The 20,173-nt window shown below is 70.1% G+C and carries 18 protein-coding genes; 7 read left to right on the top strand and 11 right to left on the bottom strand.

From position 1 onward, the window contains the following. Nucleotides 1-37: 37 nt before the first annotated feature. From ABEB28_RS09250 to ABEB28_RS09230, 5 genes are all read left to right on the top strand, one after another. Nucleotides 38-1,027, top strand: coding sequence for a D-ribose ABC transporter substrate-binding protein (locus tag ABEB28_RS09250; RefSeq protein ID WP_345727568.1), 990 nt, complete (start codon nt 38-40; stop codon nt 1,025-1,027). Nucleotides 1,028-1,091: 64 nt separating this feature from the next. Continuing rightward, complete coding sequence (locus ABEB28_RS09245; RefSeq protein ID WP_345727567.1) at nt 1,092-2,078, top strand: sugar-binding transcriptional regulator; 987 nt, start codon at nt 1,092-1,094, stop codon at nt 2,076-2,078. Between the two features lie 89 nt (nt 2,079-2,167). After that, a complete protein-coding gene (locus ABEB28_RS09240) occupies nt 2,168-2,563 on the top strand; it encodes an ATP-binding protein (protein WP_345727566.1) in 396 nt (131 codons plus the stop codon). A gap of 54 nt (nt 2,564-2,617) precedes the next feature. Further along, on the top strand, nt 2,618-3,385 hold the full coding sequence (locus ABEB28_RS09235; protein ID WP_345727565.1) for an MBL fold metallo-hydrolase: 768 nt from the start codon (nt 2,618-2,620) through the stop codon (nt 3,383-3,385). Between the two features lie 173 nt (nt 3,386-3,558). Continuing rightward, nucleotides 3,559-3,981 (top strand): SHOCT domain-containing protein, encoded by a 423-nt coding sequence (locus ABEB28_RS09230; protein WP_345727564.1) that lies wholly within the window; start codon nt 3,559-3,561, stop codon nt 3,979-3,981. Here ABEB28_RS09230 and ABEB28_RS09225 read toward each other — a convergent pair. Beyond that, a complete protein-coding gene (locus ABEB28_RS09225) occupies nt 3,978-4,379 on the bottom strand; it encodes a nitroreductase/quinone reductase family protein (protein WP_345727563.1) in 402 nt (133 codons plus the stop codon). The two genes, ABEB28_RS09230 and ABEB28_RS09225, sit on opposite strands and share 4 nt — an antisense overlap. 462 nt (nt 4,380-4,841) lie before the next feature. On the opposite strand from ABEB28_RS09225, the gene ABEB28_RS09220 reads away from it, so the two are divergent. Continuing rightward, entirely contained in the window at nt 4,842-7,607 is a 2,766-nt protein-coding gene (locus ABEB28_RS09220; protein WP_345727562.1) for a hybrid sensor histidine kinase/response regulator, read from the top strand. Here the strand turns inward: ABEB28_RS09220 and ABEB28_RS09215 are convergent. The 9 genes from ABEB28_RS09215 to ABEB28_RS09175 form a co-directional block, all read right to left on the bottom strand. Continuing rightward, complete coding sequence (locus ABEB28_RS09215) at nt 7,604-7,963, bottom strand: hypothetical protein (protein WP_345727561.1); 360 nt, start codon at nt 7,961-7,963, stop codon at nt 7,604-7,606. The two genes, ABEB28_RS09220 and ABEB28_RS09215, sit on opposite strands and share 4 nt — an antisense overlap. A gap of 64 nt (nt 7,964-8,027) precedes the next feature. Continuing rightward, complete coding sequence (locus ABEB28_RS09210; RefSeq protein ID WP_345727560.1) at nt 8,028-8,672, bottom strand: nitroreductase family protein; 645 nt, start codon at nt 8,670-8,672, stop codon at nt 8,028-8,030. 46 nt (nt 8,673-8,718) lie between these two features. Continuing rightward, entirely contained in the window at nt 8,719-9,804 is a 1,086-nt protein-coding gene (gene galT / locus ABEB28_RS09205) for a galactose-1-phosphate uridylyltransferase (protein WP_345727559.1), read from the bottom strand. Between the two features lie 19 nt (nt 9,805-9,823). Continuing rightward, nucleotides 9,824-10,624 carry a DeoR/GlpR family DNA-binding transcription regulator gene (locus ABEB28_RS09200; RefSeq protein ID WP_345727558.1) on the bottom strand — a complete coding sequence of 267 codons (801 nt, stop codon included), beginning with the start codon at nt 10,622-10,624 and terminating at the stop codon, nt 9,824-9,826. After that, entirely contained in the window at nt 10,614-11,789 is a 1,176-nt protein-coding gene (gene galK / locus ABEB28_RS09195) for a galactokinase (RefSeq protein WP_345727557.1), read from the bottom strand. The genes ABEB28_RS09200 and galK overlap by 11 nt, the downstream gene beginning before the upstream one ends. A 23-nt stretch (nt 11,790-11,812) precedes the next feature. Further along, the gene (locus ABEB28_RS09190; RefSeq protein WP_345727556.1) at nt 11,813-13,882 is read right to left on the bottom strand and encodes a beta-galactosidase; all 2,070 of its coding nucleotides are present in this window, start codon (nt 13,880-13,882) and stop codon (nt 11,813-11,815) included. A 78-nt stretch (nt 13,883-13,960) separates the two neighbouring features. Continuing rightward, on the bottom strand, nt 13,961-14,893 hold the full coding sequence (locus tag ABEB28_RS09185; protein ID WP_376981548.1) for a carbohydrate ABC transporter permease: 933 nt from the start codon (nt 14,891-14,893) through the stop codon (nt 13,961-13,963). Then, entirely contained in the window at nt 14,890-15,864 is a 975-nt protein-coding gene (locus ABEB28_RS09180; RefSeq protein ID WP_345727555.1) for a carbohydrate ABC transporter permease, read from the bottom strand. The genes ABEB28_RS09185 and ABEB28_RS09180 overlap by 4 nt, the downstream gene beginning before the upstream one ends. 5 nt (nt 15,865-15,869) lie before the next feature. Beyond that, on the bottom strand, nt 15,870-17,180 hold the full coding sequence (locus tag ABEB28_RS09175; RefSeq protein ID WP_345727554.1) for an ABC transporter substrate-binding protein: 1,311 nt from the start codon (nt 17,178-17,180) through the stop codon (nt 15,870-15,872). A 420-nt stretch (nt 17,181-17,600) separates the two neighbouring features. On the opposite strand from ABEB28_RS09175, the gene ABEB28_RS09170 reads away from it, so the two are divergent. Then, complete coding sequence (locus ABEB28_RS09170) at nt 17,601-19,133, top strand: AMP-binding protein (RefSeq protein WP_345727553.1); 1,533 nt, start codon at nt 17,601-17,603, stop codon at nt 19,131-19,133. 279 nt (nt 19,134-19,412) lie between these two features. Here ABEB28_RS09170 and ABEB28_RS09165 read toward each other — a convergent pair whose 3' ends face one another. After that, nucleotides 19,413-20,060 (bottom strand): alpha-ketoglutarate-dependent dioxygenase AlkB, encoded by a 648-nt coding sequence (locus ABEB28_RS09165; protein WP_345727552.1) that lies wholly within the window; start codon nt 20,058-20,060, stop codon nt 19,413-19,415. Nucleotides 20,061-20,173 lie beyond the last annotated feature (113 nt).

The raw sequence follows: 20,173 nt of genomic DNA, 5'->3' as shown, positions 1-20,173 counted from the left end.
CGTTCGAACCCCCAACCCTCACTGCGGAGGTATCCCCATGTCCCTCAGACTGCGCCGTTTGGCCGCAGCCGGACTCGCTCTCTCGCTCGGCGCGTTCGCGCTCGCCGGGTGCGGCGGCGACGACAGCGACTCGAGCAGCGGCGACGCGAGCAGCGACGCCGGTGGTCTGATCGCGATCATCACGCCGTCCCCGGACAACCCGTTCTTCAAGGCCGAGGCGGACGCCGCCGCCGCGAAGGCCAAGGAGCTCGGCTACGAGACCTCGGTCGCCTCCCACGACGACGACCCGAACAAGCAGAGCGAGCTGATCGACGCCGCGATCTCCCGCAAGGCGAAGGCGATCATCCTCGACAACGCCGGCGCCGACGCCTCCATCGGCCCGGTCACCAAGGCCAAGGACGCCGGAATCCCGGTGTTCCTGATCGACCGGGAGATCAACAAGACCGGCGTCGCCACCGCGCAGATCGTCTCGAACAACGCCCAGGGCGCGCAGCTGGCGGCGCAGGAGTTCGTCAAGGGCATGCAGAGCAAGGGCAACTACGTCGAGCTGACCGGCAAGGAGTCCGACACCAACGCGGGCGTCCGGTCGAAGGGCTACGCCGACGTCATCTCGCAGTACCCGGCGATGAAGCGGGTCGCCCAGGTCAGCGCCAACTGGGACCAGCAGGAGGCGTTCACCAAGATGGAGACGATCATCCAGCGCAACCCGAACATCCAGGGTGTGATCGCCGGTAACGACACGATGGCGCTGGGCGCGGTCGCGGCGCTGAAGGGCGCAGGCCTGATCGACAAGGTCGTGGTGGTCGGCTTCGACGGCAGCCCGGACGCGATCGCGGCGATCAAGGCCGGCGAGATGCTCGCGACCGCTCTCCAGCCGGCGGCGCTCGCCGCGGAGCAGGCCGTGGAGCAGGCCGACAAGACGATCAAGGACGGCAAGTCCGGTCAGCCGGAGAAGCAGTCGATCGACTGCGAGATCGTCACCAAGGCGAACGCGGACCAGTTCGGCGTCTTCGCCCGGAAGTCCTGAGACTCGGGCGGCCCCGCGNGGGGGGCCCCGCCCGCGGCGATGGATACACTCGCGCTGAATAGATATGAGGGGGACTCAGATGCCGGTCACCGGCGTGCGCACCGCGGGCGCCGAGCAGCTGCGGATGCTGGCCAAGGTCGCCCGGATGTACCACGAGCAGGGCATGCGCCAGCCCGAAATCGCCGCCCAGCTGAACATCTCGCAGCCGCGCGTCTCCCGGCTGCTCAAGGAGGCGGCCACCCGCGGCATCGTCCGCACCGTCGTCGTACTGCCGCCGGGCGTCCACATCGAGCTGGAAGAGCAACTGCAGCAGCGCTACGGCCTGCGGGACGCGGTCGTGGTCGACACCGACGGCTCGAACGGGGACGTCATCCCCGCGCTCGGTGCGGCCGCCGCCGTCTACCTGGACGCGACGCTCAAGGGCGGCGACGTCATCGGCATCTCGTCCTGGAGCGAGACGCTGCTCGCCGCGGTCGACGCCATGCACCCGAAGCACACGCAGGTCGCCGACCGGGTCGTGCAGATCGTCGGCGGGGTCGGCAGCCCGGAAGCGCAGGTACAGGCCACCCGGCTGACCGGGCGCCTGGCCGAGCTGACCGGCGCGCGGCCGGTGTTCGTCCCGTCGCCCGGCCTGGTCGGGACGCCCGCGATCCGGCGCGCGCTGACCCAGGACGACGCGGTCGCCGCGGTGATGGCGCAGTGGAAGGAACTGACCGTCGCGCTCGTCGGGATCGGCAGTCTGGAGCCGTCGCCGCTGCTGCTGCAGTCGGGCAACGCGGTGGCCGCGGCCGACCAGGACGAGCTGCGGGCGCTCGGCGCCGTGGGGGACGTGTGCCTGCGGTTCTTCGACGACCACGGACGCCCGGTGAAGTCGCGGCTCGACCAGCGGGTGGTCGGCATCACCAGCGCGGACCTGCGGACGATCGAGCGGCGGGTCGCGGTGGCCGGGGGAGAGCAGAAGCTGTCCGCGATCCGGGCGGCGTTGCTCAACGACTGGGTTAACGTCCTGATCACCGACGTCGACACCGCCGAGCGCCTGATCGGCAAATAGGACGGTCCGATTCGTTTCCGGCGAAGCTGCACCGGATACTCCTGTCGTAGGTGGGGACAGAGAGGCGAGCGGTGGAGGTGGTCCGTCCGATGAGTATCGAGTGCGAGCCGACGGCCCAGCAGCTGGACGAGGCCCACGAACCGACCGCCACGGCGACCGCCGAAGTGCGCGGCTCCGTCCGGGCGCTGCTCGCCCAGTGGCGGATCGCCGGGACCGCGGCCGAGGACATTCTGCTGGTGGTGCACGAGATGGTCGCGAACGTCGTCGACCACGCGCGGACGCCGTTCCGCCTGGCGATCAAGCTGTGTGACTCGTTCGTGCAGGTCTCGGTGCAGGACGCGAGCCGGCGACCGATCGTCGTCCGGCCGCTCGACCCAGAAGCCACCCGTGGGCGCGGTCTCCGGCTGGTCGGCGCGATCGCCGACCGCTGGGGCTGCTCGGAGGAGCGCGACGGCAAAACGGTCTGGGCCGCGATCCCGGTCTGAGTGAGGCTGCTGCTACGGTCGCAAGCCCAACCGGGCTCTGGGATCGGAGCGGACATGGGTGCACCGACGGTCACCGAAGTCGCGAAGGGCGTGCATTTCGTCGAGGGTGATGCGGTCAACTGGGTCGTGCTCGCCGACGGCGACGCGGTGACGCTGATCGACGCGGGCTACCCCGGCGACGTCGACGCCGTCCGGCAGTCGCTGGATCTGATCGGCTACCGGCCCGATCAGATCGCCGCCGTGCTGATCACGCACGGACACATCGACCACATCGGCTCGCTGCCCGCGCTGCTCGGTGGAGTGCCGAACCACATCCCGGTGTACCTGTCGTCCACCGAGGTGCGGCACGTCCACGGCGAGTACCGCGAGCAGGCCACACCGCTCGACGTCGTGCGCAACGTGCACCGCCACGGGTTTTTCGGCTGGTCGATGCACGTGGTGCGGGCCGGTGGGACCAAGCACGTCACGCTCCCCGACGCGATGCCGTTCCCGTCCGGCGGCCTCCTCGGTCTGCCCGGCCGTCCGGTGCCGGTGCCGACGCCGGGCCACACCTCCGGCCACACGTGCTACCTGGTGCCGGACGTGGGCGTGATCGTCACCGGCGACACGCTGGTGACCGGTCATCCGACGTCCCGGCTCGAGGGGCCGCAGCTGCTGCTCCCGCTGTTCCACCACGATCAGCAGCAGACGCTGGAGGCCCTGGACACGCTCGAAGCGCTCGACGCCGAGATACTGCTGCCGGGCCACGGCCCGATGTACCGCGGCTCGCTCCGCGACGCCGCTGCCCGCGCCCGGGAGCAGGGCTTCGCCGGAAGCCACTGAGTCGCCGCGTTGCCTGCGCGGGCCGTCGTGGCCGTCCTCGATCCCCGCACCGCGAGCTCGGAACCACTCGTAGCGGATGAGGCGGAGACGACCCGGATCCGCTGGACTGGGAGACAGGAGATGACTCCACGCGCCGCCGACGTGTTCAGCGGCGATTCCGAAGGGTGTCCATCGTGTTCGATGACAACGGCTCGTTCCTGCTGGCGATGTTCGAGTTCTTCATCTTCTTCGCCTGGTTCATGTGCCTCTTCTGGGTCTTCGGCGACCTCTTCCGCAGCCGGGACCTCGGCGGCTTCGCCAAGACGGCGTGGGCGCTCTTCCTGATCATCCTCCCGATCCTCGGCATGCTGGTCTACATGATCGCCCGTGGCAACGGCATGACCGAACGTGCAGTCGCAGCCCGCGCCGAGGCGCAGAAGCAACAGGCTGCCTACATCAGGTCGGTGGCGGCGCCGAGCGGCGGCACGTCGAGCCCGGCGGACGAGATCGCCTCGGCGAAGGCGCTGCTCGACTCCGGCGCCATCAACGAGAGCGAGTTCCAGACGCTGAAGGCCAAGGTGTTGGCGACGAGCCGACCGCCGGCCGAGGTGTCTTAGACCGCCCGCGTGAGCCGGAGGATCGGGATGACCCGATCGGTCTTGCGCGCGTAGTCGGCGAAGCGTGGTTGGTCGACGAGGATCTGCTGCCACGCTTCGTCCCTGCGGGGACCGTGCAGCTCCTCGACCTGGGCCTGGACGGTCTGGCCGCCGTACTCGAACCAGACCTGGTCGGGGTGGGCTTTGACGTTGTGGTACCAGGCGGGGTGCTGCGACTTCCCGCCGTTCGTGCCGGCGATCAGCCAGGCGTCGTCACCGTCGGCGACGCGCGCCACCGGAGACTGTCGCTTCTCTCCGGACTTCGCACCGACCGTCGTCAGGTACAGCAGATCCATGCCCATGAACCGGTCGCCGCTGCGCCGGTGCAGCTTGATCATCAGGTTCTTGAGGAGTCCCATCGGGCCTTTCTACTCCTCGGCGCGCGACTTCTTCCTGGATCGAGGCGACTAGGCGGAGTTCTTCCGGCGCCGACGGAATGCAGCAGCCCGGGGTAGGCCGCGACGCGTGGACGGCTCGGACGAGAGGCTGCTCCGGATCCGCCAGCCGGCGTCGATGAGCGTCGCGCCGAGGACGGTGGCACTCACCGGGGACGGTTCCCGGGCCACCACCTCCCGGAGGAACTGCTCGGCGCCCGGGAGCCACCGAGCCGCTCCTCCGGCGGAATGCTCGGACGGAGCGCCGAAATGCTTCAGGACGCGGGGTCCTCGCCGATGGGCTGACGAGTGCCGTTCGGGTGCTCTTCGGGAGCGGCTGCACGCCGTTCATCGGACGAGGGGGCAGCGCTGGCTGGCGCGGGGACGGCGTGGACCACCGCGGGTCCGGGCGGAGCGCCGTCCGAACCCCGGCGTTCCGTGTTCACCGTGCCCCGCCTCCGGCTGACCGTCGGCCGCCTGCTCGCGCTCGGCTTCGTGCTCGCGATGGTGGCGCTCGCGGTCATCGGGCTGAGCGCCTCCGTGCGCATCGGGACGCTGCTCCGCGACCGGGAGCCGGTGGACCAGAGCTACGACGTGCTGCACCGGATCGAGACGGTCCGCGAACGCTTCCTGGACGCCGAACGCGGCCACCGGGGGTACGTGATCACCGGCCGGGCGAGCTACCTCTACCCGTACCAGCAGGCGATCAGCCGGGTCCCGACCGACCTGGCGGACCTGCGCACGGCCGTCGCCGAGAACCCGCGCCAGCAGCGGGCACTCGACGCGCTCGACGTTCCGGTGCAGGTCAAGCTCGCGGTGATGGCCGAGATCGTGGAGCTGCGCCGGACCAGCGGATTCGAGGCGGCGCGGAGCTTCACGGTGTCCGGCCAGGGCTCGGCCGCGATGATCCAGATCTTCGCCCGCTTGGACCTGATGCGCGCCGAGGAGCTCCGGCTGCTGGACGAGCGTCAGGCGGCGAGCGAGCAGAGCGCGCTGCGTACCCGGGCGCTGATCCTCTGGGGCTCGACGGCGGCGGTCGTGGTGTTCGGCCTCGGGGCGTGGTGGGTGACGAGACGAGTCACCCGGCCGATCGCGGAGGTGACCGCCGCGGCGAACCGGATCATTGCCGGTGATCTGTCCCGCCCGGCCGAGGTGTCCGGCCCGGTGGAGCTGGAGCGGATGGGCCAGGCCGTCAACACGTCGATCGAGGTGATCTCGCGGGCCCGGGACGAGGCCGTCGCCGCGGCCGCCGCCAAGTCCGCGTTCCTCGCCACGATGAGCCACGAGATCCGCACACCGATGAACGCGGTGATCGGCATGACGGGGCTGCTGATGGATACCGACCTCGACAACGAGCAGCGGGAGTTCGTGAAGACGGTCCGGGACTCCGGTGAGGCGCTGCTCGGGATCATCAACGACATCCTGGACTTCTCCAAGATCGAGTCCGGTGAGCTGGAGCTCGACGACGGCCCCTTCGACCTGCGTGAGTGCATGGACAGCGCGCTCGCGCTGGTCGCCCTGGACGCCGAGCGGAAAGGGTTGGAGCTGGTCGGCAGCCTGGACGCGGGTACGCCGCCGATCCTGCGCGGCGACGTGACCCGGCTGCGGCAGATCATGGTGAACCTGCTCAGCAACGCGGTGAAGTTCACCGCCCAGGGCGAGGTCGTCCTCGCCGTCCGCGGCCGGCGTCTGGACGAATCGCCGGACGGGCCGGTCGAGCTGACCGCCGAGGTGCGGGACACCGGGCCCGGCATCCCGGCCGACCGGATGGACCGGGTGTTCCGGTCGTTCGCGCAGGTCGACTCGTCCACGACCCGGGTCTACGGCGGGACCGGGCTGGGGCTGGCGATCAGCCGTCGGCTGGCGCACGCGATGGGCGGCGACATCGCCGTGGTGAGCGAGGTGGGTGTCGGCTCGACGTTCACGCTCACCGCCCTGCTGACCGGCTGCGCGGACGCCGAGCTGCGTCCACCGGACCATGCGGCGCTCAGCGGGGCCCACGCGCTGATCGTCGACGACAACGCGACGAACCGGCGCGTGCTGCGGCTGCAGCTGACCGGCTGGGGGATGCGCTGCAGCGACGTCAGCTCGGCTGCCGAGGCGCTGGAGCTGCTCCGGGCCTCGGCCCAGTTCGACGTGGCCGTTCTGGACATGCACATGCCGGAGATGGACGGGGCGCAGCTGGCCGCCGCACTCCGCGCCGGGGAGGAGACCGCCGGCCTGCCGCTGATCCTCCTGACCAGCGTCGCGTGGCGGCCCGGCCCGGACCAGCAACGGCTGTTCGACGCGGTGCTGACGAAGCCGGCCCGGGGCGGGGTGCTGCACGCCACGCTGGCTCGCACCCTCGCCAGGGCTCAGCCGGTCCGGGAGGACGTCGGTGCACCGGCCGGCCCGGTCTCGACGCCGCTACGGGTGCTGCTGGCCGAGGACAACCCGGTGAACCAGAAGGTCGCGCAGCTGATGCTGTCGAAGCAGGGGCACCTGGTGGACACCGTCGCCGACGGGCTCGAGGCCGTGCAGGCCGTGCAGCGCGCGCCGTACGACGTCGTCCTGATGGACGTGCAGATGCCGACGATGGACGGGTTGGAAGCGACCCGCCGGATCCGCGCGGGGCTGCCCGCGGACCAGCAGCCGCACATCGTCGCGATGACCGCGAGCGTGCTGGTCGAGGACAAAGCGGCCTGCCGCGCGGCCGGCATGGACAACTACCTGCCGAAACCGGTGCGCGCCGACGACCTGCGACGACTGCTCGACGACCTCGCCCGTGACCGGGTGGAGGCCTTGGCCGGGGACGCCGGGGAGGAGCCCGGACCGCGGGCGACCGACGACCGGGAGCGGCGCATCCGGGAGCGGTTCGCCGAGTTCGCCGGGCCGGACCCGCTCGACGCCGAGAAGATGCTGCTCGTCGAGATGGTCAGCGCGTTCGTCCGGACCGCCCCCGAGACGCTGGCCGATCTCCGCGACGCCCTGCGGGCCGGGGACTCCCGGGCGGTGGCCGAGCGAGCGCACAAGCTCAAGGGTTCCGCGGACAACATCGGGGCCGCGGCGCTGGCGGCCGTCTGCGCGAGCCTCGAGGAGATGGCCACCCTGGGACGGCTGTCGGCCACGACCGACCACGACCCGGCGCTCGCGCAGGCCGCCGACGAACTCGACCTCGCCCAGCGGGTGCTGTCGACGCTGATCGCCGAGATGGCGCCCGCCGGGCCTGCTTAGAACGCGAACGGGCCCTCGGGGGTGTGTTGTCGGAACACCAGCGCCCAGTCCGCACCCTCCCAGGTGTAGAGCGAGGTGATCCAGGCCCGGTAGTTCGACAACCAGCTGCCGTCAGCGGACGCGTGGTACTGGATCAGCACGCTCCCGCCGTCGACGAGAAGCAGACGCGGTTCGGAGAGCTCGTAGGTGAGCGGCTCGTGCTGCTCCCAGCGGACGATCAGCTCGTCGCGGTTCATGACACCGTTGGGGAGCACGACGTAGCCGTCGGCGGTCATGTGGCGGGCGTAGAACCCTCCCGCTCGGCCTTCGCTCAACTCCTCCCAGAAGTGCCGTTCCAGCTTCCAGGCTTGATCCATCGTCGCGCTCCTTCTCCCTCTCCGGCGAGTCTAGACAGCGCTCTGACGAATCGCGGGCGATCGGTCACCAGCCGTCGACGTGCAGAACCTCGTCCAAGGGCTGCCGAGCAGCGGGTTTGAACGTCTCGCCGGTGTAGTACGCGGTGGGGATCAGTGCGCCCTGTGCGATCCCGTCCGGGATGCCGAGCAGCTGGGAGATCGCCTCCTCGTGCCGCAGGTGCAGCGTCGTCCACGCGGAGCCGAGGCCGCGGGCGCGCGCGGCGAGCATGTAGCTCCAGGCGGCAGGCAGGAGCGAACCCCAGAGCCCGGCCTGGTTGCCCGCGCCGAGCGATCCGGCCCGGATGCACGGCAGGACCAGCACCGGCACCTCGGCCATGTGGTCGGCGAGGTACTGCCCGGAGTCGCCGATCCGCCGCTGGACCGCCGCCCGGTCCGGATCGTCGGCGTAGAGCACCCCCGCCGAATGGCCGGACGCGATGTACCGCTCCCAGGAGTCGGCGTAGTAGTCGGCGATCGCCTTGCGCTTGCCGGGCTCGGTGACGACGACCCAGTGCCAGTCCTGGCGGTTGGAGCCGCTCGGCGCCTGGAGAGCGATCTCCAGGCACTCGCGGACGAGCTCCATCGGCACCGGCCGGGTGAGGTCGAGGCGCTTGCGGACGCTGCGGGTGGTGGTCAGCAGCTCATCCGGCGTCAGTGGCAGAACGGTCATGGTCGGAAGGCTAACCGGACCGTACGACCGTCCTGCCGACCGGGAGCTACCGGTCCTCGCCGCGCAGCGCCGCGGCGGCCCGCTCGGGCGCGATGTCGTTGATCCACACCGCGGCGCCGGACTCCGAACCCGCCAGGTACTTGAGCTTGCCCGGCGCGCGCCGGATCGAGAACACCTGCAGGGACAGGTGCCACTGGTCCCGGTCTTGGCGGGTGGGGGCCTGCTGCCAGCCCGCGATGTACGGCGCGGGCGTATCGAAGAGGCCGTCGAACCGGCGCAGCACGGCCGGGTAGAGCTCGGCCAGCTCGGCCCGCTCCGCCTCGTCCAGCGCGGGCAGGTCCGGGACGTGCCGGTGCGGGACGATCATCACCTCGTAGGGCCAGCGCGCGGCGAACGGCACGTACGCGGTGAAGTGCGTCCCCTTCTCCACGACCCGGGCACCGTCGGCGTGCTCGGCGGCGAGCTGGGCGCACTGCAGGCACTCGCCGGTGGTCTCGTGGTAATCCCGCAGCGACTGCCGGATGCGCTCCATCCGGGGCGGCACGAACGGGTACGCGTAGATCTGCCCGTGCGGGTGGGAGAGCGTGACGCCGATCTCCTCGCCCCGGTTCTCGAAGCAGAACACGTACTCGACGCCCTCGATCCGGCCCAGCGCCGCGGTCCGGTCGGCGAGCGCGTCGAGCACCGTGCGGACCCGCGCCGCCGGCAACTGGGAGAACGAGCCGTTGTGGTCGCTGGTGAAGCAGACGACCTCGCAGCGCCCGTGCCCCGGCTCGGTGTGGAACAGCCCTCGACCGGTCAGCGACGACGCCCCGGTCGCCGCGGTGGAGAGCGAGGGGAACCGGTTCTCGAACACGACGACGTCGTAGTCGGACGCCGGGATCTCGGTCTGGTGTCCGTCGCGGGTGGGGCAGAGCGGGCACTGGTCGGTCGGCGGCAGGAACGTGCGGCTCTGCCGATGCCCGGCGATCACCACCCACTCACCGGCCAGCGCGTCCCACCGGCGCTCGGAGGTGCTGGTCACCGCGGGCAGCCCGCGCTCGTCGACGGCGGATCGGTCGGTGCCGGGGGCGTCGTCGAAGTAGAACAGCTCCCGTCCGTCGGAGAGGTTGATCTCGGTGATGTTGCTCATGTGCGGTCCTCGACGACGGTTACTGGACGGCGGGGTGGTCGGCAGCGGCGTCGACGACGATGAGCTCGCCGACGGCCTCGGCCAGGATGTCGTGCGCGGCCGGGGGGAGGCCGCTGTCGGTGATGAGGACGTCGGCGGTGGAGAGCGGTCCGAAGTCGGCGAGCCCGACGATGCCCCACTTGGTGGAGTCGGCGAGCACGACCACCTCGCGCGCGCTGTTGATCAGCGCTCGATTGGTCTGGGCCTCGGCGAGGTTGGGCGTGGTGAGCCCGGCCACCGCGTCCATGCCGTGCATGCCGAGGAACAGCTGGTCGACGTGGAGCGACGCGATCGACTGGTCGGCGACCGGCCCCACCAGCGCCGCGCTGGGCGTCCGTACTCCACCGGTGAGGATGACCGTGAAGCCGGCCCGGGGCGCCTGGGCCTCCAGGATGTCGGCGACCGTCGTCGAGTTCGTCACCACGGTCAGCTCCGGGATCGCGGTGATGTGCCGGGCCAGCGTCCACGTGGTGGTGCCTGCGGAGAGCGCGATCGCGGTGCCCGGCGTGATCAGCTCGGCCGCGCGCGCGGCGATCGCCTCCTTCGCCGGCTGCTGCAGTGCGCTCTTCACCGCGAACCCCGGCTCGTCGGTGCGCCGGGAGTTGGCCAGTACCGCGCCGCCGTGCACTTTGTGGAGCACGCCGGCCTTGGCCAGCACCTCCAGGTCGCGCCGGACCGTCATGTCGGAGACACCGAGCAGCTCGGTGAGGTCGCTGACCCGCACCCCGCCGCCGCGGCGGATCTCCTCGACGATGCGCGCCTGCCGCTGACTAGCCAGCATCGGGCGCCCCCGATGCGTTCGTGTCGACCGGTGGCTGCCGGGGTGGCTCGGCCCCGGAAGGGTCCACGGCGTGCGCACCGGCGGCGGGCGCGGTGACGAAGGTCCGCGGTGCGGCGAAGCCGTGTGCCGCCGCCGCGTCCGCCGCGGCGCGCGCCGCGGCGGCCACCGCGTCGTTGTCGACCAGCGCGATCACGCACCCACCGAAGCCCCCGCCGGTCATCCGGGCGCCGTGGGCGCCTGCGGCCAGCAGCGCCTCGACGAGGACGTCGACCTCCGGCACCGTGATCTCGAAGTCCTCGCGCATCGACGCGTGCGAGGCGGTGAGCAGCGGCCCGATCTCGCGGATCTGCCCCGCGTCCAGCCGCGCTACGACGTCGGTGACCCGGGCGTTCTCGGTGACGATGTGCCGCGCCCGCTTCACCAGGACGTCCCCGTCCGGCTCGGGCGCCAGCTTCGCCAGCGCCTCGTCCAGACCGTCGAGGGTCACGTCCCGCAGGGCGGAGACGCCGAGCACCGACGCCGCCTGCTCACAGGCCTTTCGGCGAGCCGCGTACTCGCCGTCGGCGTGCCGGTGGGGGGCGTTCGAGTCCACCACGAGCAGGGCGAGTCCCGCGTCGTCCAGCGCGAACCGGACCGGCCGCACGTCGAGCGAGCGCATGTCGCAGAAGAGCACGGATCCGGCCTCGCCGAGCATGGAGGCCAGCTGGTCCATGCCGCCGGTCGGCGCGCCGACGAAGCCGTTCTCGGCCTTGCGGGCGACCGCGACCAGCTCGCGCGGGGACAGCCCGAGTTCCAGCAGGTCGTTCGCGGCCGCCGCGACCGAGCAGGTCAGCGCGGCGGAGGAGGACAGCCCGGCACCCAGTGGGACGTCGGAGTCGACCGTGACCGTCAGGCCGGGCAGGTCAACCCCGAGCGCCCACAGGACGCCGGCCGGGTAGGCGGCCCACCCCTGGACACCGTCCGGGGCAAGGCCCTCGACCGGCACCTCGACCGGCTCCGACTCCTGCGCCGAGACGAACCGGAGCAGCCCGTCCGGCCCGGGCGACACCGTCGCTCTGCAGCCGAACTCGATCGCCAGCGGCAGCACGAAGCCGTCGTTGTAGTCGGTGTGCTCGCCGATCAGGTTGACCCGACCCGGCGCCAGCCAGCTGGCTGATTCGCGCATGCCCACTGTCCTTTCCAGACCTCTCAGGGGACCAACGAGATCACGGCCACCGCACCGGCACCGACCTCGTCGGTCTCGGCCCAGTCGAGGCCCGTGAGCAGGTTCTTCCCCCGCACCGGCAGGGCAACCGCGGAGTCGGAGTGGTTGATCGCGAAGAGGTACCGCGCGGCCGGGGTCCCCCCGCCGACCCGCTCCACGACGTCCAGCCCCGCCGGCCACTCGGCCAGCGGCAGCACCGGCTCGACGCGTGCGGTCCGCAGCAACCGGCCGACCAGGGCGGCATGGCTCGCCCCGTCCAGCCGGGTGCCGAGGTACCAGGCCTCGCCGTTGCCGACCGCGTTGCGGGTGAGCACCGGCCGGCCCGCGAGCGGGCCGTCTCCGTAGCTGGCGAGCACCTCCGCCGTGGTGGCGGTCGCGGCCTCGGCCCAGAGCGTGCCGATGCCGGCGGCCTCCAGGCCGTCGATCCGGACGCTGTCCCCGGCGAGCAGCGGGTTGAACTCCTCCACCCGGACGCCGAGCAACTCGCGGAACGCGCCCGGGTAACCACCGAGCCGGACGTGGTCGTTGTGGTCGACGATCCCGGAGAAGTAGGTGACGAGCGCGGTGCCGCCCGCCTCGACGAACTCGGTCAGGTTCGGTCCGGCCTCGCCGCCGGTCAGGTACAGCGTCGGCACGATGACCAGCCGGTACGCCGAGAGGTCGTGGTCGGGGTGGACGAAGTCGCAGGCGACCCCGCGCTCCCACAGCGCCCGGTGGAACCGCCGCAGCTCACCCAGCCCGGTGACCTCGACGCTCGGGTGCGAGTCGAGCTCGATCGCCCACCAGCTCTCCCAGTCCACGGTGATCGCGACCTCGGCGCGCACCGTCGACCCGGCGACCTCGGCGAGGTTCTCCAGGTCAGCGCCGAGCTGCGTGACGTCGCGCCAGAGCTGGGTGTCGGTGCCGGCGTGCGGTACCAGCGCGGAGTGGAACTTCTCGGCACCGGCCTTCGACTGCCGCCACTGGAAGAACAGCGCACCGTCGGCGCCCCGGGCGGTGTGGGTGAGGCTGTCCCGCCGGAGCTGGCCGGGGAGCTTCGCCGGGTTGCGCGGCTGCCAGTTCACCGCCGACGTCGAGTGCTCCATCAGCAGCCAGGGCTGGCCACCGGCGAGCGACCGGATCAGGTCGCCGGACATCGCCAGGTCGTGCGTGGCGTCCGTCTGCGGCGACACCTCGCCGAAGCCCGCGGCGATCCGGTAGTGGTCGTTGGAGATCAGGTCCTGCTCGGCTGCCCAGGCCCAGTAGTCCAGCGGCTTGAAGAACGTCATGAAATTGGTGGTGACCGGCACCGGGTTCCTAGCGGACACCTCGCGGAGGATCTCCGCCTCGGCCCGGAAGCAGTCCAGCAGCTCGTCCGAGGAGAACCGCCAGAAGTCCAGCTGCTGGGTCGGGTTCGCGAACGTGTTGTAGGCCGGGGTGCGCGGCGGGATGACCTCGGCCCAGTCGTAGTAGCGCTGGCTCCAGAACGCGGTTCCCCAAGCCTCGTTGAGAGCGTCCAGGGTGGAGTAGCGCTCGCGCAGCCAGGCGCGGAACGCCTCGGCCGACGCGTCGCAGTAGCAGTGCCAGTTGTGGCAGCCGTACTCGTTGTGGACGTGCCACATGGCCACCGCCGGGTGCTCGGCGTACCGCTCACCGATCGTCCGGGTCAGCCGGGCGGTCGCCGTGCGGTAGTCCGACGACGACGGGCAGAACGCCTGCCGCGCCCCGTACCAGCGCCGCTGGCCGTCCGCGTCGACCGGGAGCGAGTCCGGGTACCGGCGGGAGAACCACGGCGGCGGCGTGGCCGACGCGTTGGCCAGGTCGACCGCGATGCCGTTGTCGTGCAGCAGGTCCAGGACGCGGTCGAGCCAGCCGAAGTCGTACTCCTTCTCGGCGGGCTCGAGCTTGGCCCACGAGAAGATGCCGACCGAGACCAGGTTGACCTTGGCCTCCCTCATCAGCGCGACGTCCTCGAGCCACACCGACTCCGGCCACTGCTCGGGGTTGTAGTCGCCGCCGTAGGCCAGCTTGCCGCCGAGGCGGGCGGTGACCGCCCGCAGGCCCGCGTTACGCATTGAATTCTTTTCGACCGACTCGAACGGAGATTGTTCAGCCTGTGGCGATACCTGAGGTTGAAAAGAGTTCATCGTTTATCAACCCTTGTTGGAGCCGAGAGTGAGACCGGCGACGAACTGGCGCTGGAGCGCCACGTAGATGGCGAGTACCGGAATGGCGGTGAGCAGCGCGCCGGCCGCGATCAGGTTGTCGTTCTGCGCGTACTGGCCGAACAGGTTGTTGATACCGGTCGTGACCGGTAGCCGGTCGCCGGTTTGGATGAACAGCAGGGCCCAGAAGAAGTCGTTGTAGACCCAGATCACCTCGAGCGTGGCGAGCGCGGCCAAGGCCGGGCGGCACAGCGGGAGGATGATCTTCCAGAACTGCTTCCAGACGCCGGCGCCGTCGACCATCGCGGCCTCGGTGAGCTCGCCGGGCAGCGCCTTCATGTAGTTGCTCAGGACGAACGTGCAGAAGCCGACCTGGAACGCGATGTTCGCCGCGATCACGCCGTAGTACGTGTTGAGCAGCGACCCGGAGTCGCTCACCGAGTACGGCAGCTCGAAGTGCTTGTAGAGCTGGAACAGCGGTGCGGCGAGGATCTGCTGCGGCAGCAGGTTTCCGGCGGTGAACAGGATCAGCAGCGTGATGTTGAACCGCCACCGGAACCGGGAGACCGCGAACGCCACCATCGAGGCGAACACGAGCGTGAGGACGACCGCCGGGATCGTGATGATCGCCGAGTTCAGGAAGTAGTTCGAGAACCCGCCCTGGTTCCACGCCTGGGCGTAGTTGTCGAAGTTGAACGACCCGCCGGTGCTCAGGTAGCCGTACTTCTGGGTGTCCTTCTCCGGGCGCAGCGACGTGTAGATCGTCCAGACCAGCGGGATCATCCAGAGCACCGCGGTGATCGTCAGGAACGAGTAGCTGAAGATCCGTCCGCCGCGGCTCACCTTCGGGCCGCTGTGAGTGGACTTCGACGGGGCGATCGGCGTTGTGGTCTCCCCGGTCGGCTCGGTGAGCACGGTCATCGCTCCTCCTCCTTCCGGAAGGTCTGCCAGAGGTAGGTGACGATCGGTACCAGGGAGATCACCAGCAGCACGGTCGCGATCGCGGCGCCGACGCCGATCTGGGTGCCCTCACCGACCAGGTTCTGGACGACGAGCGCGGAGAGCAGTTCGAGGCCGTTCGTGCCGCGGTTGATCACGTAGACGATGTCGAACGCGCGGAGCGCCTCGATGACCGTGATGACGACGACCACGATGTTGATCGGGCGCATCGCCGGGAAGACCACGCGGAAGAACGTCTGGACCGCGTTGGCGCCGTCGATCTGAGCGGCTTCGCGCAGCGACGGATCGACGCCCTTCAAGCCGGCCAGGTACAGGATCATGATGTAGCCGACGTGTTTCCAGGACGCCGCGACGAGCGCCGCCCAGAGGTTGATGCTCGAATCGCCGAACCAGTCGATCTGGTCTTCGGTGCCCGCGGTGCCGAGCACGCTGTTCAGCAGACCGCCGTCCGGGCTGTAGATCAGGTGCCAGATGATGCCGACGAGCGCGAGCGAGAGCATCACCGGGACGAAGAAGATGCTCTGGTAGACCCGGGACCCGCGGAGGTTCTGGTCGAGCAGCACCGCGATGAACAGGCCGAGCGGAGTGGCGAGCACGGCCAGGAAGACCAGCCAGATGACGTTGTGCCAGACCGCGGGCCAGAACGGCGGGTACTCCCCGGTGATGAACTCGTAGTTGTCCAGCCCGGCCCAGTTGACTCCGCCTGGCTGGTCGATGTCGGTCCGCGCGTCGGTGAACCCGAGCAGGACCGAGAACAGCGCCGGCCCCCAGACCAGCAGCAGCTCGATCAGCGTCGGGATACCGACCATCAGCCCGAGGACGAGCTTGTCCCGCCCGGTGAGACGGCGAAGCTTCTTCCGTTTCCCGCCGGTCGTGGAGCGCTGGGCCGGTGTGCTGGGTGTGGCCACTGTGGCCTGGGGGGTCGTCGTCATGCCGATCAGCTGCCGTAGATCTGCTTGGCCTGCGCCTCGAGACCCTTGGTCACGGCGTTGACGTCACCGTCCTTGAGGAACTCCTGGAAGGCCGGGAGCGCGGCGTTGTTCGCGAACGCGGGCTCGGCGTCCCGGTCGAGGAACTGCGAGATGTTCTTCGCCGAACCGATCACCTCGGCCGACTTCTTCTGCAGCGCGGTGTACTTGTCCGTGCTGGCTTCCTTGGACGCGGCGACGTTGTTGGGGTCCTCGGACTGGTAGACGTCCTGGGCCTCACCGGACGCGAGGAACTCCATGAGCTTGCGGGCGCTGTCGTTCTCGCCGCCCTTCTTGCTCAGGATGAAGCCGTCGATCGGGGCCTCGACCGCGTCCGCGCCGACGTTGCTGTCGAGCTCCGGGAACGGGAAGAAGTCGATGTCGGTGTCGCCCTTGGGCCACTGCTGGCCGACGAACGTGCCGAGCAGGTACATGCCGGACTTCTTCTGGACGACGGTCTGCGCCGCCTCCTGCCAGGTGCGGCCGAGCGCGCCGGCGGCCTGGTAGGGGAAGAGCTCCTTCCAGGTCGTGAAGACCTGCTTGACCTTCGCGTCCTCCCAGCTCTCCTTGTGACCCATCAGGTCGATGTGGAACTGGTAGCCGTTGAGGCGCATGTTCAGGTAGTCGAACGTGCCGAACGCCGGCCAGCCGTCCTTGTCGCCGAACGCGATCGGGGTGAGCCCGTCGGCCTTCATCTTCTTGGTCAGCGCGATGAGCTCGTCCCAGGTCTTGGGCTCGGTGTAGCCCTTCTCCTTCCAGACGCTCGGCCGGTAGAACCAGCCCCAGGGGTAGTTGTAGTTCGGAATGAAGTACTTCTTGCCGTCGTCGGCGGTGGAGGCCGTCTTGAACGCGTCGGAGAAGTTGCCGCCGACCTTCTCCCAGACGTCGTCGATGTCGGCGAGCAGGCCCTGCTTCGCGTACGACTTCATGCGGTAGCCGGCGAACCACGTGAAGACGTCGTCCGGGCTGCCCTTGAGGTAGTTGTTGATGTTGTTCTGGAAGTCGTTGTGGGGAACCGTGTTGATCTTGACTTCGAGATCAACGGAGTCCTTCGCGGTCTTCATCATGGCCGCGAACGCCCGCTTCGGCACCTCGTCGGAGCCGTTCGAGCCGAACGTGACGGTGCCGGTACCACTGCCCGAGCCGCTGTCCGCGCCGGTGCACGCCGCCAGGAGCGGGGACGCCGCGATCCCGACAGCGCCGAGCCCGAACGCGCGGAGAACGGAGCGACGGTTCATGCCGCTCTGGTTGACCAGGGAGTCAAGCGAAGGGGTGGGCATCAGTGCGCCTCCTTGCCGTGTGGATCACGACGGGATCCAACATTAGTGCGCACACTTCACCAGAACCCATCGGGGCCGTCAACGGGCGCCGGTAACGTTTGCGCAACACGCGACAACTCTTCGTAAACAGTTAGTGACCAGCTGAAGGTTTGAAGGGTGAACTGCCTCACTGGAACGAGCAACGTCGGATTTGTCCCTTGTCGATTTTTGGGTGGATGTTGTTGCGCTCACAGTGACCGTCGGTAAGGCAACACGGTGCGACGAGTCGGCGCGGTCCGATGACGTCCAGGGCGGACACCGCGGTTCCGCTTGCGCTGTGCCGAGCGGCGCGCGAGCCTGGCGCTACGCACCGGGCTGGGCCCGATCGGGCGGCCGCCGGAGCGGAGCGCAACGGTGGGCTCGATGTCGCGGAGGTGGTCGGTGTTCTATCCGCTCAACGTGAAGGACTTCCTCGACCGGGCCGAGACGGTGTACCCGGACCGAATCGGCTTCGTCGACGAGCCGAACCAGCCGGCGCCGTCGCTGGGCAGCGTGACCTACGGCCGGCTCGCCGCGATGGCCCGCCACCAGGCGGCCTGGCTGGACGGGCTCGGTGTGCCGGTGGGCGGTCGGGTGGCGATCGTCTCCCACAACGCCGGCCGGATGCTCACCTCGCTGTTCGGCGTCTCCGGATGGGGCCGCATCCTGGTGCCGATCAACTTCCGCCTGGGCGCCGACGAGATCTCCTACATCGTCGGGCACTGCGACGCGGACGTGCTCCTCGTCGACCCGGAGCTGCGCGGGTTGTTGGACAGCGTGACCGCGAAGCACACGGTCGTGCTGGGTGAGAACGACGCGGAGATGTTCGGCCACGGGTCCGACGTCTCTCCTCGCCCCTGGGAGGGCGACGAGAACGCGACCTGCACGCTGAACTACACGTCCGGCACCACCGCCCGGCCGAAGGGGGTACAACTCACCCACCGGGCCAACTGGCTGAACGCCACCGTGTTCGCGCTGCACACCGGCGTCACCGACCGGGACGTCTACCTGCACACGCTGCCGATGTTCCACGCCAACGGCTGGGGAATGCCGTACGCGATGACCGGACTGGGCGTGCCCCAGGTGGTGCTGCGCAAAGTGGACGGCGCAGAGATCCTGCGCCGGGTGCGGGACCACGGCGTGACGCTGGCGTGCGCGGCGCCCGCGGTGTTGAACGCGGTGCTGGAAGCTGCGGAGTCGTGGGACGGCGAGATCCCCGGGCGGGACCGGATGCGGGTGGTCCTCGCCGGCGCGCCGCCGCCGACCCGGACGATCGAGCGGATCCGGTCCGACCTCGGCTGGGAGTTCATCCAGATCTACGGCCTGACCGAGACCGCCCCGCTGCTGACGATCAACCGGATGCGGGCGGAGTGGGACGACCTCGACCCGTCCGAGCAGGCCCGGTTGCTCGGCCGCGCGGGCGCGCCCGCGATCGGCGTCCGCCTGGCCGTGGACGCCGGTGGGGAGGTGCTGGCGCAGACCAACCACAACCTGGACGCCTACTGGGAGAACCCGGAGGCGACGGTCGAAGCTCAAGCCGGCAACTGGTTCCACACCGGGGACGGTGGGGAGTTCTCCGACGGCTACCTGACGATCACCGATCGGAAGAAGGACGTGATCATCTCGGGCGGCGAGAACGTGTCGTCGATCGAGGTCGAGGACGTGCTCAACTCGCTCCCGGCGGTGCGCGAGGTGGCGGTGATCGGCATCCCCGACGAGAAGTGGGGCGAGCTGGTGACGGCGCTCATCATCACCGACGGCACGCCGGTGACGGCCGAGGACGTGATCGCGCACTGCCGGGCGCGGCTGGCCGGGTACAAGTGCCCCAAGCGGGTCGAGTTCGTCGACGCGCTGCCGCGTACTGCTACGGGCAAGCTCCAGAAGTTCAAGCTCCGCGAGCCGTTCTGGAAGGGCCACACCCGCCAGGTGCACTAGGGTCGCGCCGACTTCTCGCGACCACCGCCCGCGCGCCCCGGGTGGCGGTGGCGCGCGGGTGGTTTTCGGGAAGGCCGCGTCTGCGGTGGTGCGGCGAGGGCTCGGGACGGCGAATTGTGGCCGTGCGGTGGCGGGCGGCCGAGGCGCGCGCCCTGCATACCCCCAGCCACCGGAGGGTGGGTCAGCAGCCACCTACGGCGGGGCGGGACGTCACGGCCGGTGGCGGGGGACGCCGGTCGCGGAAGGGACCGGCGTTCACCCGGCAGGCGTCGATAGGGATCAGGCCACGTCGACGGGGCGGAACTGGACGCTGACGCGAGGGCCTACGGCGCGGGCGGTTTTCGGGACCGCGTGCTCCCAGGTGCGCTGGCAGGACCCGCCCATCACGATCAGGTCGCCGTGGCCGACCGGGAACCGCAGGCTGGCACCACCGCCGCGCGGGCGCAGCAGCAGGGGTCGCGCCGAGCCGAACGAGACGATCGCGACCATCGTGTCGCTGACCGCGGAGCGCCCCAGCGTGTCGCCGTGCCAGGCGACGCTGTCCCGGCCGTCGCGGTACAGGCACATCCCGGCGGTGACGAACGGCTCGCCCAGTTCGTCGGCGTAGTAGGCGGAGAGCTCCTCGCGCGCTTCGGTGAGCAGCGGGTGCGGCAGCGTCTCGGAGCCGCCGTACCAGCGCAGCAGCCGGGGGACGGCGACCTCGCGGTCGTACATCTCGCGGCGCTCGGCGCGCCAGTCGACGTCGGAGAGCAGCGTCTGGAACACCGCGTCGGAACCGCGGACCCAGCCCGGCAGATGGTCGACCCAGGCGCCCGCGGAGAGCGGATGACGGCGGATGCGGCCGGCCAGCGGGCCGAGCCGAGCGTCCGTGTCGGCGAGCTCCAAGATCGACGGCTGGTACGCAATGAACTCTTTTCGATCGGCCACTGCTGAGGTCGCGCGACCTCCAGGAAGAGCGGAGATCGAAAAGGGTTCATTTGCAGTCATGTGATCACCCTACTGCATTCTTCGAACGCGCGTGCGAACGACGCGGTCTCGGA

The sequence above is a fragment of the Cryptosporangium minutisporangium genome (assembly GCF_039536245.1).
GTDB lineage: Bacteria > Actinomycetota > Actinomycetes > Mycobacteriales > Cryptosporangiaceae > Cryptosporangium > Cryptosporangium minutisporangium.
This window is presented reverse-complemented; position numbering and strand designations above follow the sequence as displayed.

What these genes read in the sequence shown, in the direction of transcription:
- galT (WP_345727559.1), bottom strand. Translation starts at nt 9,804, where the DNA reads ATGAGCAACATCACCGAGATCAACCTCTCCGACGGACGGGAGCTGTTC.
- ABEB28_RS09240 (WP_345727566.1), top strand. Translation starts at nt 2,168, where the DNA reads ATGAGTATCGAGTGCGAGCCGACGGCCCAGCAGCTGGACGAGGCCCAC.
- ABEB28_RS09180 (WP_345727555.1), bottom strand. Translation starts at nt 15,864, where the DNA reads ATGACGACGACCCCCCAGGCCACAGTGGCCACACCCAGCACACCGGCC.
- ABEB28_RS09250 (WP_345727568.1), top strand. Translation starts at nt 38, where the DNA reads ATGTCCCTCAGACTGCGCCGTTTGGCCGCAGCCGGACTCGCTCTCTCG.
- galK (WP_345727557.1), bottom strand. Translation starts at nt 11,789, where the DNA reads ATGCGCGAATCAGCCAGCTGGCTGGCGCCGGGTCGGGTCAACCTGATC.
- ABEB28_RS09210 (WP_345727560.1), bottom strand. Translation starts at nt 8,672, where the DNA reads ATGACCGTTCTGCCACTGACGCCGGATGAGCTGCTGACCACCACCCGC.
- ABEB28_RS09175 (WP_345727554.1), bottom strand. Translation starts at nt 17,180, where the DNA reads ATGCCCACCCCTTCGCTTGACTCCCTGGTCAACCAGAGCGGCATGAAC.
- ABEB28_RS09200 (WP_345727558.1), bottom strand. Translation starts at nt 10,624, where the DNA reads ATGCTGGCTAGTCAGCGGCAGGCGCGCATCGTCGAGGAGATCCGCCGC.
- ABEB28_RS09190 (WP_345727556.1), bottom strand. Translation starts at nt 13,882, where the DNA reads ATGCGTAACGCGGGCCTGCGGGCGGTCACCGCCCGCCTCGGCGGCAAG.
- ABEB28_RS09185 (WP_376981548.1), bottom strand. Translation starts at nt 14,893, where the DNA reads ATGACCGTGCTCACCGAGCCGACCGGGGAGACCACAACGCCGATCGCC.
- ABEB28_RS09215 (WP_345727561.1), bottom strand. Translation starts at nt 7,963, where the DNA reads ATGGATCAAGCCTGGAAGCTGGAACGGCACTTCTGGGAGGAGTTGAGC.
- ABEB28_RS09245 (WP_345727567.1), top strand. Translation starts at nt 1,092, where the DNA reads ATGAGGGGGACTCAGATGCCGGTCACCGGCGTGCGCACCGCGGGCGCC.
- ABEB28_RS09225 (WP_345727563.1), bottom strand. Translation starts at nt 4,379, where the DNA reads ATGGGACTCCTCAAGAACCTGATGATCAAGCTGCACCGGCGCAGCGGC.
- ABEB28_RS09235 (WP_345727565.1), top strand. Translation starts at nt 2,618, where the DNA reads ATGGGTGCACCGACGGTCACCGAAGTCGCGAAGGGCGTGCATTTCGTC.